Genomic DNA, 14,590 nt, shown 5'->3' with positions numbered 1-14,590 from the left:
CCGGGGCTCCCCGTGCGTGATGATGCTGGCCTCGCCTTGGCTTAGCCGTGCGTGGACGCGTGCCACTCCGCCCCGAAATTCCCGCCCACGCGAGCGTAGGAGAAGGCTTGAGGCGGCTGGCTCGCACTACGGTTCCAGCCGAGCAGGATCGCTACACCAAGTGCCGCGAGGCTTCCGCTGAATGGGGCTGCGAGTACAGCGTCTGTTACACCGTGCGACCACATCAGCGCAGCAGTAACAGGTGCGCCAATCAGGGCCACCAGAACTAGCGGGATCATGTAAGAATCTCGGACTAAATCCGTCTATGTGACCAAGACAATGCGAATGGGCCGCCAAATTTGCAATTGCGTGCGGCGTTCTGAGTCGATGCAAGTGCGGCAGGTGACTCCGCGCACCTGATCCAGATGAGGAACATGCGGTGCTTGAGTGGATTTTCTTGTCGGAATTGCCCCTCATGTAGGAGGATTGGTATGGCCGACGCTGAACAGCCTGCTCAAGGCAATCACATCGAACTTGCCGTCGGGGTCGTCTCGGCTTACGTCTCGAACAACTCTATTCCAGTTTCCGATCTGCCCTGGCTGATCGCCAGTGTTCATGCAACCTTGAACGGAATGGCGAACGGGCCAGTCTCAACCGAGCCCGACGTTGAGAAGCCGACAGCTGCGCAGATCCGCAAGTCGGTCACGCCGGATGCGCTGATCAGCTTCGTCGACAGTAAGCCCTACAAGATGCTCAAGCGCCACCTCAAGAAGCACGGGCTGGACGCAGATAGCTATCGCGAGCGCTATGGCCTGCCCCGGGACTACCCGATGGTAGCCGCCAACTACGCTGCTCAGCGCTCCAAGATCGCTGGAGCCACGGGTCTGGGGCGCCGCGGCCAAGCAAGAACCGCTGAGGCCAGCGCGTAGGCGCCCTGCAGACCAAGTCCCGCCGGCTGCCTTAGCTGCAACCAACAGGGCATCGCTGCCCGCCCAACAGGATGTCCCGCAAAGATTGAAGCGATGGGCCGCTTGCTACGCGGCCTCAGTAGCGGACTCACTGCCATGCCACGAGGCCCGCAGGTTCACGGCAGCGGTCAGCATGACGCGATCGGCCGCGTCGCGCACGGCAAGCGAGAGCCCTTCAGCCATGTATCGAACCGGCCGCTGTGCCACGATCTCGCAGAGTGCTCTAAGCGCCTCGTCAAAGATGCCTGCCTGATCTGCGCACTCGACGCCGACGTCATCGCAAGCGAACAACGATGTATCACCTAGGTCAAAGAAGTACCGCGCCATGAAGCATCGCCCTCGAAATAGCCTGATTTTTGGGAAGGTTGCTTTCGCCATTACGCGGCGAATCACTTAACTATGCCTTGGTATACATGATGCAAACATAAATCAATATCTAAGGTTGTTTACGAAATGTATTAAAGACTACGATCCTTATGTTCTAATTTATACATTTGCTGTGTGTAGGACCACGTGGGGGGCGCTGCCAGCAGCGTTTCGATCCGGACTTCCAGCACTGCCGCCTGCGGTGCGCGATCGACAGGCGGCATCCCCGATCGCGGCGGGGTACCTGCTGAATCTTGCTGCCGTGCACACCGCGATCCTGCTGGCGCGGCCCCAGCGGCGATGAAGGCGATCACCGGCTCCGCGATCAACAGCTTGGTTGCTCTGCTGACGGGCTTGGTCCTGATGGGCGAGTTCGACGAGCACCCATGGTGGTTTGCGGCACTCACCTCGGCGATGATCGCGGGCTATGTATGGTACCAAGGTTCTGGATGGAGCCTCCGTCCCGGGCGCGGCGCGGCGCGTCAGGAGGCGCCAGAGAAGGATGACCCCTGACCCCGCCGACGTGCGCACCCGTTTGATGCTGACCGTTGCAGTAGGACTAGCGGCGATGATCCTCGGCGGCATGGTGCTGATCTGGCTGTTCGCATGGCCGAGCCCCGCCACTTCCCCACGCCCTGGCGCATCGTCGAACTCGAGGAGTGCGTGAAGATGGTCGACGCGGCCGGCATGTCGATGGCCTACTTCTATCTCGCGGACGATCCCGAGCGCCGCACCACGATGCAGCGCATGTCGCGCGAGGAGGCGCGGAAGTTCGCACAGGCGTTCGCGATGCTGCCTGATCTGCGCGAGCCGCTGCAGGAGGCGATGGGGCTGAGGTTGGCTTGAAGTGCGAAGGGCCCGCGCGGCGGGTGCCGACGGGCCGAGCTACCGAAGCCCTCATGCAGCTCGACCCGCCTGTCGAGCGGCGACTTGGGCAGTGCGCGCGCGACACAGCTTGGTATCCTGCCGAGGTTACTCAACCGTAGCATTATCTACGCGGCGGACTGCCGATTTCGATTGCGAGACAGCCTCAATCGCTAGGGTGCAGTCATGCAAATCACTGTAAGAGATCGATGCCATGGAAACGATCTTCGGCCTTGCCGCGATCGTAAGCCTGCTCGCCATGATGACCTATGTTCTGCTGTCGCTCATCGCGGCGTGATCGGACGCGGCGGGTCGAGTGGTTGATCGCCCTCGCGGCCCGACCCGCCGGCCGCGTTGTCTGAGGGGGTGAACAGCGCGGCGCCTGATGGTCGCGCGGTGCTGTTGCTGGAATGTTGCGGGCGGATCGCGCTCAATGCGAACCATTCGGTGCGATCGGAGCGTCCTGCTCCGGTTCAGACGGTAAGTCGACAACCAGGGTGATGTTGGTGCCACCGATGATTGTCCCAGCAGGATCGCGCAGAGGAGTCGAGTGTCCCACAGTCAGCACCCTAGTGCCGTCCGGCCGCTCCATTAGGCCTTGCACACCCTCGACAGCGCGGCCTTCCCTCAGAGCGACCGCCATTCCGCACTGATCGAGCGGTACGGACGTGCCGTCAGTCTCATAGAGGCGCCAGGATCCGCACCAGCGATCCTTCCCGATCACGGGGCGACGCCCCCACAGGGCGACAGAGGCTTCGTTGTAGTAGGTCAGCCAGCCGTTTGCGTCCGTGACATAGAGAGCGGCGGTCATCGCGCGAGTACCCAAGAGCGAGATACGTCTTGCAAGCTCCCCCTCACGTCACGGATATTTCCAGGCCGCTCCACATTTCGCACGTGCTTAGCAAGGCACTTGAACAGTTAAAGGTGTCAAAATCTGGGAACACCCGTCCAATGCCATACAAACGGTGCGCGTCAGCGAGCATCGTGTAGGATTAGAGATGACCCTATATGAGGAAAATTCTAATTGTTTCCGGCTAAGGTTTCCGTTAGTTGCAGATTGCTTCTAAGCGCTTACACCATAGTATGATTTCGGACCTTAGCGCGCTTGAACAGCGGAAAGGAGGCTGCGTTGACGCGTTTCCCTGCCGACCTTCAGTCTGCGGCCCTGGTTGATGAGACCATCGCTTTCGAGCTGAGCGCCGCGGCGGCTTTCTTCCAACGCCAAGGCCAGCTTGATGTCGCGCAAGCCCTTCAGGAGCAGGGAGAGTCGCTGTTGAGAGAGGCGTCCCGCCTTCATAGCGAGGGCGACGAACAACGCAGCCGCCCGAGCTGTGACGCCCCGACGATCCTCGTTGTAGAGGATGAGGCGCCACTGTTGGACGTGGTGTCGAGCGGCCTGTCCGAGGGGGTTTCAATGTGCTGCAGGCGGAGACCTACGAAGTTGCGGACCTTCTGCTGAACTCAGGTGAGCCGATCGACCTGCTGCTGACGGACGTCCGTCTGCCCGATCGCTTCATCGGATGGGATGTCGCCGAGCAGGCGCGTAGCCGCTTTCCAGACATCCCTGTCATCTATGTGACGAGCTACACCGCCGAGAGGCCGCGCCCGGTCAGCAACAGCCTCACGCTGATGAAGCCGTGCCGTCCGACCGCTCTCGTCGCCGCCATTCAGCAGCTTGGCGTCACGTCATTGGCTTGATGCGATCGTGCCGGTTGTTGCCCCGCAGCTCCTCTACTCGGACTGCGGCGGCAACCGGATCAAGACCTGTCCGGATTGGTCGGGCGGGGGGCGGTGCAGATCGCGGCGGAGCGGCGCAGCGACTGCGCGCCGGAGGCGCGGGCCGTGGCATGCTGAGGATGGCCAGCGCGAGCTGGAACTTCGACCTCTTCGACAAGATTGGTCGACCAGGGAGCCGGTCCGAGGCCCACCTTAGAGGCGCCTGATGTCACAGCAGATCCCCATTGATCCTGATGCGCGCGCTGATGGGCCGCTCGGATCAGATGGTACCCACGAGGTTGGGAGCGACCTTGCCTACCAACGCCATGCCATCGTCAACGTGATCTATTACGGCCGCCCTGGCGCAGGCGATCGCGGTTGGGTCTTGATTGACGCGGGTGTGATGGGCTCCAAGGCGGCCATCGTAAAGGCCGCAGAGAAGCGCTTCGGCGCTGGAGCTCGTCCGTCGGCGATCGTGCTTACGCACGGTCATTTCGACCATGTCGGCGTGGTTGAGGACCTCTCACGCGAGTGGCAGGTCCCGGTTTGGGCCCATCCGCTTGAGCACCCTTATCTCAACGGATCAGCCGCCTACCCGCCCCCGGACCCCACCGTCGGTGGCGGCTTAGTAGCGCGGCTCTCCCCACTATTTCCCCGCGCACCTGTCGATGTATCCGCCCACCTCGCAACCTTGCCCGAGGATGGCTCGGTGCCACCAATGCCGGGCTGGCGTTGGATTCACACGCCCGGTCACTCAGTCGGTCAGGTGGCTCTCTGGCGCGACGCCGATCGAACCCTGATCGCGGCCGACGCCTTTGTGACGACGGCACAGGAGTCGGCCTACGCTGTCGCCGTGCAGGAACCCGAACTGCATGGCCCGCCGATGTATTTCACGCTTGATTGGGACGCCGCCCGGCGGTCGGTCCAAGCTTTGGCTGACCTCGAGCCGGAACTCGCGATCACGGGGCATGGGCGTCCTCTGCAGGGGGCTGCTCTACGCGAGGCGCTGCACACTCTGGCCCGTGACTTCGACATCGTCGCCCTGCCGAAGCAGGGTCATTATGTCGAGGAGCCCGCAAAAGCGGAGGACAGATCGGCCTACCGAGGTTCGTAAAGCGCTACCTTCAACAATCGCGGGCGCCTCGATCTCCACTCGCCATTCTCGTCTATGAAGAGGCTACCGGCAGTCAAGCTGGTGCGTGCGAAAAGCCCCGCGAGCTGTGAGGCTGCGGGGCGAGAGTGTTCCGATGAGGTCAGGACGGCCCCGCCACCTTGAGTCCCGAGGAGTGGGAGAGTGGCAGGGCCGTGTCGAAACCGGGAGACTTCGACTCACGCATCCTGCGCCAGCACGCCGAGCCCGACACTCACGCAGGTGAAACGCGGCCAGAAACAAAGAGCCCCGCGAGCCGAGGCTGCGAGGCAGGAGTGCACACGAGGAGGTCAGGATCGGCCCTGCCAACGTCATTCGAGGGGGGCGTGAATTCTGCCGACGGGGCCTGTCGGTGCCGTAAACCGACATCATCAGCCTCGTCGTTGGTCAGATCTCCACCATCGCAAAAGTGAAGTGCGAGGCGCACGAAAGAGCGCCGCGCCTACTGCGACTTCGGCTTCGCGATCACGATGACACGAGGCAGGTGCCGGCCGTCGGGCATGACAAGCGTCGGAGTCGGAAGGACGAAGGGCATGCGGTCTCGCCAAAGGCCATAGAGCTTGCGCAGCCAAGATGCCGAACGCTGAGAGGTTCCACGCTCTCAGATGCAAGGTAGAAACCGCGCCAAGAAGCCTCCGCTCCCAGCCGTTGCTGGACTGTCTCGGATCACTCGTCAAACGGATGCAGGCGCCGCCACGGCTGGATCAACAAGGCGGACGAGTTGTGTTTAATGCGCATAACTACGCGGCTCGATGCCCTGCCTCGGAAAGAAGCATGGACTTTGCGGCTCCCTCCCTAGCTGTATTGATTAGTGCGCTTAGGGGCCCGACCATGAACAATGAAATGAGACGCTTTCTGCAGGCTCTCTCCAATCGGGACGGTCCTGTTCCAGTCCAGGAAATCGGGATTGGATGCACTGCTCGACAGAGTGTGGCCCGCCAGGACGCGCGCCGGCTGGGATACACGCACTTTCAGCCCACAACACGGAGTTGGACCATCTCCACACTTGGGCGTATGGCGCTCTCGGAGATCGACGACACGCGCGCCGCCTAATCAATTGCCCACCACGGCGGACAGCTCGAGGAAACTGCAGCGACGGCAGGACTCCACAAGCCACATGAGGGGCTTAGAGGCTGTACGCGAAATGAGGCTGGGCGGTAGCGGCTGCTCTGCCTCATAGAAGGACTTGGCCGAGCGCAGGCTCACCCTATCGGGCTGATGCCTCGCCTCCACGCTCCGCGCACCGCCAATCCACCCGCACCTTCTGCCCGCCGCGTTCCCGGGTCCTGCCGCGGCGATGGCTGGGATGCCCTGGCCGACATCAGGGTTTTCGTCTTCGCCGTTGAGGCCGAGTTGGAGGCCTTGGAACGCGAGCGAGTTGGCGTGCACCGCCGTGGGCGCAAACCGGATCTCGCCCTGCGCCGGCGCCTGATCGGGCTGATTTGGACCCTGACCTTCGGCGGTCTGCAGTGGCGCCTCGCGGGCTGGCTCTCCGGCGTGCCCTTCACCACTCTGCACAGCGCGTTTGCCCGGGGCCCGGAGTTGCTGGCTGAAGCTCGCGCGCTTGCGTTCAATCTCGCGCAGGAGCGTGTCGCGACGATGATCGGCGGTCGCCACCATGCGGTCGATGCGTTCGATCGCGGGTAGGTTCAGAAGGCGTGCGCCGTGGCATTCAACCTTGCTGAGCGCGCGCTAGGCGGCTTCCGCTCGCGCGACAATGTCGAGGAGCGTGCGGGCGGCGGGGTAAAGGGCTCAGCTCGTTTAGCGCGGCCTAGTTCCCGCGGGTTCGAGTCTCAGCTGCGCTTGGTAGATCTGTTCTGTACTCGCCTGTACATTTCGTACAAACCACCGCGCGTATTGAGAAAATTCGATCGGCTGCCTAATTCAGCCGGAGTAGAAGGAACCACACACTGTGCCTTGACTTAGGCATATGATAACGGCTTAGGTTAAGACGGAAGTGAGCCATGATTCCGAGACGCGTCGCGGCTAGCGGCCTTATCCTTGTGGGCATGAGCGGCTGCTCGCATCTCATCGGCGTTCCCGCGCAATACGCCCACTTGCCTGCTGCGTCCGGGAGCACGGCGTACCCAGCCGTCATCATTCCAGGTCAGATCACGGCGATGCGCTTCGATGAGCGACGTCCCGGCGTGGAGCCGACTGCTGCGCTCAGAGGAGCGCAGCTGGCTCGGGCGAACTGGAAGCCATTGCGCCCAGACGAGCTTGCAGCGCCGCCGCTGGCCGGAAAGCCCCAGAACCCTTCCGCAATTGCGCAAACAGCAGAGCCGGCAACGACAGCCAGTGTGTCGAGGTCGAACACAAACAAGAAAGCGGATCCAACGGTCGTTCAGATGAACGATTCGGAGATCGTCATGAACCGCCTGATGAAGAGTGGCCAAGATGCAGCTCAGCCAATCTGCCGCGGATGCTGAGGTTTGCTCACCTTCCGTGCTTGGCAGCGGGCATCTTGGGCTTCGCGCCATACGCGGCCTGTGCGTTGGAGACAGCTCCGGCACCCCCGGGGGCGAGCTTGTCGACTCAAGCCGAAGGGCTAAGCCGTGGCGCAAGCGCAGCGTCAGCAAGCTTGCCTGAGCTTCGTGTCACCGGACAGAGAGAACAGCTCTGGGATCCAGGTATCTGTGTCGGTTGCACAGCGGTTTCAGCGCGCCGATCACGACTGCGTCGCTAAGAAGCTGTACGCAATTAAATGGCCTGCTGCGTCTGGATATGAGCGACAAGCCGCCGCGAGATGACTGAGATCATCGCAATCCAGACGTGCCCCGCGAAGAGTTCAGGCTGGCGGTCGTAGACGATGTTGAGCCGGCGGTAGCGGCTCAACCAAGCGAAAAGTCTCTCAACCACCCACCTGATCCCGCACGGCAAGAACCGGCCGTCCTGTGTGCCGCTGGGCGAGACCGAGACGTGGATGTCGTGCATGAGCGCCGCCGCGGCAAACGGCGCTCCCTTGAAGCCACTGTCGCCAAGCAGATCGCCCTGGAAGCCGAGTGCAGCCAACCGCGGCAGCAGCGGCAGGGTGCCGGCCCGGTCATCCACGTTGGCGGGCCCCAGAGCGAGGTCGAGCAGCGAGCCGTGTTTGTCGCAGACGGCTACCAGTTTCACGCCTTTGACGAGCTTGCCGCCGTCGATGCCCCGAACCCACGCACTCGGCGTCGAGCGCAGGGAGCGGCTGTCGACCACTACCGCCGAGGGCACGACCTCGTCACCGCGGGCTCGCCTCCAGTCAAGAGCGAGGCGCTGGCCGAGGCGGCGCCACAGCCCGAGCCTCGTCCAGCGACCGCGGACGTGATCGACGCGAAGCAGCCGGCTCACACGATGGCCGTCGCACGTTCCCGCACCTGACATGACCTCCGATCGAGCCATTCGCGCAAACCGCCGGAATGCGCAGGCGCGCACCGGCCTGCACACGGCCGCCGGCAAGAGCCGCTCCGGTCAGAATGCCCGCAAGCACGGCCTGTTGGCCGCAGACCCTGATCCTCATGCCGACGCCGAGATCGAGCGCCTCGCTGTGCTGATTGCGGGCAAACACGGCGTAGACTTCGCCGTTGCCGAAGCGGCCCGGGCCTTGGCCGAGGCGCACAGTCTGTACAAACATACTCGGCATCTCGGCAGGGCACCGGCCGTCAAGGTGGAGAGCCGCACGATTGAGGCCGTGATGTTACCGAACGGTTCTGCAGCCCGAATGCATGCTCCAGCGCCGCGTTCATCGCCCACCCTCGATCCGCTCAGGACGCACTTCTCGCAGCACTCTCATGCGTTGCGGCGCCTCATCCCCCAAATGGGGGATGCGGCGATTCACGAAATGGACACAGATTTCATCCGACGGTAAAGCAGATTTTTGAAACCGACCGATCGCACGGCACGCCGGGAATCAAGCACTGATGCTCATCGGCATGCCGCTGTTGCAGATCCTGGATCGAATGGGCTGCGGCGGCCTGCTTCTGGCGACCTCGGGTCAAGTTCTGGCGGCCAACGATGGCGCACGGCGGATTGTCGGCGAGATGTTCCGTTTGTCCGATGAGCGTCTTGGCAGTGTAGAAGCATTCGGCCGCGAGCTGATTAAGGATCTGCTCAGCCAAGGCAAAACCCGAATTCAGCTCAATTGCGAGAATTGGATTCTGATCGAGCGGGAGGACCGCCGCCCGCTCATCATGAACGCCGTGCCGGTTCCCGCCTTGAGCGAGGACGGTCCGCACACGGTTCTCATGCTGATCGACCTCGACGCGACGCCGTTACCGAGGCAAGCGGCGCTGGAGCGGATCTTCGGCTTGACGCCCGCCGAGGCGAGGCTCGCGGTACTCTTGGCGGGCGGCGCAACCACGGCCGAGGCCGCACGGATGCAGGGCGTGAGCATCGCGACCGTGCGCACGCAACTCGGCGCGATCTTTGCCAAGACCCGCACCAATCGCCAAGCCGACCTCGTGATGCTGGTCACGCGCCTCTCAGCCCTACCCTAGCCGCGCGGCTCATATCGGCCGCTCACACCAACGGCTCGGCCCGACGCTCCTGCTCGGCAGGGCAGGTCGCGAGACATGCGCGCACCCAGGCCTCCGCCCCTCCGAGATTCCCGAACAGCAAACCTTCACGCTCGCAGGGACCGAGGCCGACCTGCAGGAACCAGCCCTCCCTGGCCGGCACCAGCAGAGCGACGAGGCGCTCATTCGCAAAGACCAAGCGCGCCTCTTCGTCGGCCTCTCGGGTCGCAGCACGGATTGGCTCGAAGCTCACACTGATGCGCATGGGCGCCCACCGTTTGCGGCTTGGCCAGGTCAAAGGTCGAGCACCTTACGTTCTGCCGAGCCCGCACCGCATGCTTATGCGAATCGGGAGCGCCCCACATCATGCGTCTGAGGGATGCCAGCGCAGCGCCTTCGCATGGTTCCGGATGAGCACCGGAGAGAGTCCTAGGGCTCCACGAAGCAGCCCGCGCTGTGTCCGAGGCGCAGTTCCATCTCCGGCGCGTTCTCGCGGTCAAGACGGAGCTTTTGCGGAGGGGCGCCCTCGGGGTGAGGGCAGGCACGGACGGCAGGCCGCCTGCGCCTGTCACCACCCCGGATCTGGCCCTCCGGCTAACCCAGGGCCGTCGCCAGGCAGAAGTCTCTCACTCGGCTCGGTTCGAAATACCGGTCAGGTCAGGGCGTCTCTGGGTCTGCTCCGAAGAATGGCTGCAGAAAGGACGGGCGGCCGCGCATGTCCACCATAGGTTCTGACACAAGAAAATCCCCGTTGTTTCCCAGATACCGGCGCGGGATAGGGACCCCGCGCCAGGCTTTCGAGGCTCAGTGCGAGACGTTCTCGAGGATCTTTCCGCGTGTCTCGACGCCGAGGGTCAGCACGAGCGCGGCGGCGATGAGGAAGCCGCCCGCGCCGACCTGGAAGGCGACCGGCGGTCCATAGTTCTGCACCAGAACCGGCACGATCATCGGCCCCAGGATCGCCCCGATCCGCCCGAAGGCCGAGGCGAAGCCTGCCCCCGTCGAGCGAGCCCGAGTCGGATAGAGTTCCGGCGTGTAGGCGTAGAGGCAGCTCCACATGCCGAACATAAAGAACTGCATGATGAACCCGGTGATGAACAGCGTCGTCTGGTCGACGGCGTTGCCATAGAAGTAGGCCGCAACCGCCGAGCAGATCAGGAAAGCCGCCGTCGTCACCTTGCGGCCGATCTTCTCCAGAAGCAGCGCAGCGGTGAAGAAGCCTGGGATGCCGCCGATCGTGATCAGGGTGACGAAGCCGACCGACCCCACGATGGAGAAGCCCTTCTCCTTGAGGAGCACGGCAATCCACGAGTTGATCCCGAAGAAGCCGATCAGCGCGAAGAACCACATTCCGAAGGCCATCACGGTCCGCAGCCGGTACTCGGGCGAGAACAGCGTCGCGATCGGGTTCTGGTGCGGGGTGGGTATCGCTGCGGCAGCGAGGTGCGGCACCGGCGGCAAAGGTTTTCCGCTGCGGCGCATCACCTCGGTCTCCATCATCGTCATGACAGCATCAGCCTCCGCGTGGCGGCCGTGATCGGCAAGCCAGCGCGGCGATTCTGGCATGGCGCGGCGCACGAGGAGCACGACGCCAGAGAGCAGGCCGACAACGACGAAGGCCCAGCGCCAGCCGAGATAGGGCAGGATGAAGTAGCTGATCGCTCCGGACAGGACATAGCCGATCGCCCAGAAGCCCTCCATGAAGGCGATGTACTTGCCGCGCACATTGGCGGGCACGATCTCCGACACCATCGCCTGCGCGACGGGCGCCTCGCCGCCGACACCCACGCCGATCAGGAAGCGACAGACCATCAGGGCGGTGAGGCTCCAGGCCGCGGCCGCCGCGAGGCTGGCCAAGCCCCAGACGATCATCGTGACTTGGAAGACCATCTTGCGTCCGAACCGATCGGAGGCGGTGCCAGCCAGGATGTTGCCGGCCAGCTGACCTGCGAACGTCATGGCGGCGAGTTGGCCTGCCTGCGTCGGGGTGAGATCGAAGGCGACCACGATCGAGCCGAGCAGGAACGTGAGGAGCGCGACGTCAACCTGATCGACGAGCCAAGCCGAGGCGATGATGGCGAAGATCTTGCGCTGATAGGCTGTCATTGGCAGGCGTTCCAGCCGGCCCGCGATGTTCGACGTAGCGGCTTCAGCCCCTGGGTGCGCTGGGCTAAACCCAACCCCGCCTTGGATCGGGGGATTACCAGCAATTTCCATGGCATTGCTCCATTGGTTGCATTTCAGGAGCCTCTTTCGCCCGAGATAACGCCGCTCGCACGGTCGAAGCCCTATATCGTTGAGTGTTTTTGGGTCGGTTCCAAATTTGCATAGGCCGCTTTTATGAGTGCGCGATTGCTTTGTGGAAGTTTCTCGTCAGATTCAAGGCCTGATCTTTGGACTACAACTGCATGTACCCCCTGCCGGTGCGGGAATTGGAGTGCCAGGAATAGAGACTCACGCGGCGCATGGTCTATTTGAGGAGTGGGCAGAGGCTTCTTAGGCTGGCGGCTAAAGATTGCTCTCGTCCGGAACCTAGGCCGGTAAGGAACCGGAAAGCTTCACAATCATGATGGATCTGCGCCCCTCCCTATATGAGAAATTATGCGGGAAGGCCGAGTTTCCTGCAAGTATATTTCCTGTTTGGCCCCATATACCGGCGCGCATGCGCCCTGACGCGTTCCGCTTTTCCTCGTCCTCGCACCGCTCAGCGGTTTTAAACAACCGATCAGAATTGAGGCGCGCCGGTATAAATGCGTTCCAAGCTTCGCAGCAGTCAGCGACAATGGCGTCGTAGCCGTCGAGCACACGCTGCGATAGGAAGTGCTCGCGCAGATCGAGCCAAATCCGCTCCACTTGGTTGTGCTCTGGGACTGTACCTGGGCTCGTCCCCAAGCCTGCACGCGGAGCTCATCCGGGAGCAGGCGCAGCTCGGCTTGAACCGCGGCCCCCTCTCCCCGCCGAGGAACGCGAAGCGAACATCCTTGCCAATCTCGCCAAAGAACTGGCAGCCCTCGACCGCTACGAGCGGCGGGCCCTCTCTCGTCGCAAGTTCGCAATCCGTGCCTTCGATGCCGCCTTGGTAGAGTCCAAGGGGTAATCGCCCGTTCGAAAGGTTGGCGCGGCGTCTCACGAGACAGGAAGGCCGTCGCAGCCGTGACTTTCCCTTGAGGCGGCTCAATCATCTCTCCGTCTTGGCATCGCGTCTCGCCCGGAATCGGATGCCGGCTCCTCCGCCATTCTCGGGGATGAACTCGATGCCGGCGCGCTCCAGAGCGACCCGCAAAGCGGCGATGGTTGGTCCGTGCGCGCCGAGATTCTCACGCCGCAAGTCGGCGGCGCGCCGGTTCACGGCTCGGGTTGGCGGTGAAAGGTGCCTGTCCCCGGGCCGCCGCCCATGATCCGCCGCGTCCCTCACACGGCATTTTCGGCCCTTCCAAAGGCAGCGAGACGCATCCGCGCCGATTCAGTTCGAAACACCGTGCGGAGCTACAACTGGGGCAAGACAAAAGCTCAACCAAGTGCAGGTCGAGTTCATGGCATTGACGCAGACCGCCTCTCACTGAGCATATCGATCTCCATCCCATGCCTCCGCGCCTGACAGGCAGACCAGCCTGCTTGTAGGACGGCGTGACGGTACCCGCGAACTGGGCGCAATCGAGCGGCTGACCGGCCATGCGGGCACAAGCGCGTATCCCTGGCTTGTGCCCGAACCCCTGGTCTCGACTCCTTATCAGGCGAAGAGCATTCCGTCCGTGGGGGCGTGCACGACCAAGCTTGGCCCCTCATCGATCCATCCCGCGCCGGCGGTGCCATGGTTGATGCCGTAGGTCTCACTGGCACTGGCTGAGTAGTGATGGAGACCGGTGTTCGTGTTGAAGAAGCGCTCCAGCGTCAGTGCGCCCGGGCCTGCCGCGCTTGCGTCAGCATATGCTTGGAACGCCACTCCTTCGTATTTGTAGCTCGGTAGCGTCTGGAGGATGTGGTCGCGCTCGGTTACGCTTGTCGTGAAGAAGTGGCTGTTGTGCGCGCTGTCGAAGAAACGGAATACATCGATGGTGGCGGCACTTTTGTCAGGAGCAGCCCAGGCCGCACCTTCATAGTGATAACTGGGCTGTGTGGCCAAGATCTGGTTTTTTTCTACAGCACTGGTCGTATAGAAATGATCCTGGGTGGCTGTATCAAAGAATCGATAGACAGAATTTAGATCTGACCCGTTAGTTGTCAAGCCAAGATCTTTCATGATTGCGAGATCAAGCTTAGAGATGTCGTAACGAACCCCGTATTTGAAAACAATGCCGTTCATCAAGTCTTGGCCATCCGCTTCATTGACGGAGTTACCGAGATGAAAATAATTCTGGGTGCTGCTGGTGGTTGTTACGGAAACCGGACCGCCATAGACAGCCACCGAATTGGCTCCCGTAAAAGAAGCGCTGCCGTCCGGGCTGGTCGTAACCAACTTGTCCCATGTGGATTCATAGGCTCCCAGCGAACCAGTCGAAAGATCGCGATAGCCCTGAATTCCGAGGCCATGAGCTATTTCGTGTGTGAATACGCTAATCCCGTCGATTTTGTCGTTGGGTATCGCTGCGATACTGCTCGGATTGAGCCAGAGTGTCTTCAAATAGTTTGGGTCAACATTGATAATGAGATCGGGGGCGGTCCCGTTTGGGTCTATGCCCGTCTTGAGCTCATGGATGGTTCCATTCTCAATGAGCTGCCTTGATCCATCCGCCCCTAGGGGCACAACCGTTGCCGTGCCGCCGTTTGCTCGGCCGACCGACGTCGTGGAAACATTCACCTGTATATCCAGGGATCCTAATCCATTCAGGTAACCTGCCCACTCCGAGGCAGCCGCACGAACATCAGCAAGAAGGTCACCATCTTGGAGGGAGTTGGCTGGATCATTGAGTGAGACGGTATAAGCAAACGACACGGTTGCGCCCTTTAAAATATTCTGGATTCGATCCGCAGTGCGTTGAGAAATGCTGCATTCGAGAAATGCGCGTCAATGGCAAACGAAGTGCGATCTCGCCATCGTTCCGAATATTCGGGGCGGT

The 14,590-nt window shown here is 62.1% G+C and carries 14 protein-coding genes; 8 read left to right on the top strand and 6 right to left on the bottom strand.

Features of this window, described 5'->3' with window-relative positions; translation table 11 throughout:
- The first annotated feature begins 470 nt into the window (after positions 1 to 470).
- Positions 471 to 908 carry a Ros/MucR family transcriptional regulator gene (locus WDW90_RS14670; protein WP_336488137.1) on the top strand — a complete coding sequence of 146 codons (438 nt, stop codon included), beginning with the start codon at positions 471 to 473 and terminating at the stop codon, positions 906 to 908.
- Positions 909 to 1,013: 105 nt separating this feature from the next.
- On the opposite strand, the gene WDW90_RS14665 is transcribed toward WDW90_RS14670, so the two are convergent.
- Positions 1,014 to 1,274, bottom strand: a complete 261-nt coding sequence (locus WDW90_RS14665) for a DUF6894 family protein (RefSeq protein WP_336488136.1) — start codon at positions 1,272 to 1,274, stop codon at positions 1,014 to 1,016.
- A gap of 339 nt (positions 1,275 to 1,613) precedes the next feature.
- On the opposite strand from WDW90_RS14665, the gene WDW90_RS14660 reads away from it, so the two are divergent.
- Together WDW90_RS14660 and WDW90_RS14655 are read left to right on the top strand one after the other, a co-directional pair.
- Complete coding sequence (locus WDW90_RS14660; protein WP_336488135.1) at positions 1,614 to 1,826, top strand: hypothetical protein; 213 nt, start codon at positions 1,614 to 1,616, stop codon at positions 1,824 to 1,826.
- Positions 1,827 to 1,919: 93 nt separating this feature from the next.
- Positions 1,920 to 2,159 carry a hypothetical protein gene (locus tag WDW90_RS14655; protein WP_336488134.1) on the top strand — a complete coding sequence of 80 codons (240 nt, stop codon included), beginning with the start codon at positions 1,920 to 1,922 and terminating at the stop codon, positions 2,157 to 2,159.
- Between the two features lie 1,114 nt (positions 2,160 to 3,273).
- Here the strand turns inward: WDW90_RS14655 and WDW90_RS14650 are convergent.
- Positions 3,274 to 3,492 (bottom strand): hypothetical protein, encoded by a 219-nt coding sequence (locus WDW90_RS14650; protein WP_336488133.1) that lies wholly within the window; start codon positions 3,490 to 3,492, stop codon positions 3,274 to 3,276.
- A 101-nt stretch (positions 3,493 to 3,593) separates the two neighbouring features.
- On the opposite strand from WDW90_RS14650, the gene WDW90_RS14645 reads away from it, so the two are divergent.
- The 3 genes from WDW90_RS14645 (at position 3,594) to WDW90_RS14635 (ending at position 6,690) form a co-directional block, all read left to right on the top strand.
- On the top strand, positions 3,594 to 3,875 hold the full coding sequence (locus tag WDW90_RS14645; protein ID WP_336488132.1) for a response regulator: 282 nt from the start codon (positions 3,594 to 3,596) through the stop codon (positions 3,873 to 3,875).
- Between the two features lie 244 nt (positions 3,876 to 4,119).
- A complete protein-coding gene (locus WDW90_RS14640) occupies positions 4,120 to 5,007 on the top strand; it encodes an MBL fold metallo-hydrolase (RefSeq protein WP_336488131.1) in 888 nt (295 codons plus the stop codon).
- A 1,254-nt stretch (positions 5,008 to 6,261) separates the two neighbouring features.
- Positions 6,262 to 6,690 carry a hypothetical protein gene (locus WDW90_RS14635; RefSeq protein ID WP_336488130.1) on the top strand — a complete coding sequence of 143 codons (429 nt, stop codon included), beginning with the start codon at positions 6,262 to 6,264 and terminating at the stop codon, positions 6,688 to 6,690.
- Positions 6,691 to 7,743: 1,053 nt separating this feature from the next.
- Here WDW90_RS14635 and WDW90_RS14630 read toward each other — a convergent pair.
- On the bottom strand, positions 7,744 to 8,370 hold the full coding sequence (locus WDW90_RS14630; RefSeq protein WP_336488129.1) for a transposase: 627 nt from the start codon (positions 8,368 to 8,370) through the stop codon (positions 7,744 to 7,746).
- 31 nt (positions 8,371 to 8,401) lie between these two features.
- On the opposite strand from WDW90_RS14630, the gene WDW90_RS14625 reads away from it, so the two are divergent.
- Positions 8,402 to 8,887, top strand: coding sequence for a hypothetical protein (locus tag WDW90_RS14625; protein ID WP_336488128.1), 486 nt, complete (start codon positions 8,402 to 8,404; stop codon positions 8,885 to 8,887).
- A gap of 52 nt (positions 8,888 to 8,939) precedes the next feature.
- On the top strand, positions 8,940 to 9,515 hold the full coding sequence (locus WDW90_RS14620) for a helix-turn-helix transcriptional regulator (RefSeq protein ID WP_336488127.1): 576 nt from the start codon (positions 8,940 to 8,942) through the stop codon (positions 9,513 to 9,515).
- Positions 9,516 to 9,537: 22 nt separating this feature from the next.
- On the opposite strand, the gene WDW90_RS14615 is transcribed toward WDW90_RS14620, so the two are convergent.
- The 3 genes from WDW90_RS14615 to WDW90_RS14600 form a co-directional block, all read right to left on the bottom strand.
- Entirely contained in the window at positions 9,538 to 9,732 is a 195-nt protein-coding gene (locus WDW90_RS14615; RefSeq protein ID WP_336488126.1) for a hypothetical protein, read from the bottom strand.
- A 605-nt stretch (positions 9,733 to 10,337) separates the two neighbouring features.
- A complete protein-coding gene (locus WDW90_RS14610) occupies positions 10,338 to 11,639 on the bottom strand; it encodes an MFS transporter (RefSeq protein WP_336488125.1) in 1,302 nt (433 codons plus the stop codon).
- A 1,624-nt stretch (positions 11,640 to 13,263) separates the two neighbouring features.
- Complete coding sequence (locus WDW90_RS14600) at positions 13,264 to 14,466, bottom strand: hypothetical protein (protein ID WP_336488124.1); 1,203 nt, start codon at positions 14,464 to 14,466, stop codon at positions 13,264 to 13,266.
- Between the last annotated feature and the right edge of the window lie 124 nt (positions 14,467 to 14,590).

It is taken from the genome of Methylobacterium nigriterrae, from assembly GCF_037106235.1.
GTDB classification, from domain to species: Bacteria; Pseudomonadota; Alphaproteobacteria; order Rhizobiales; family Beijerinckiaceae; genus Methylobacterium; species Methylobacterium nigriterrae.
The sequence above is the reverse complement of the archived record's forward strand: the minus strand, read 5'-3'. Positions and strand labels throughout refer to the sequence as shown.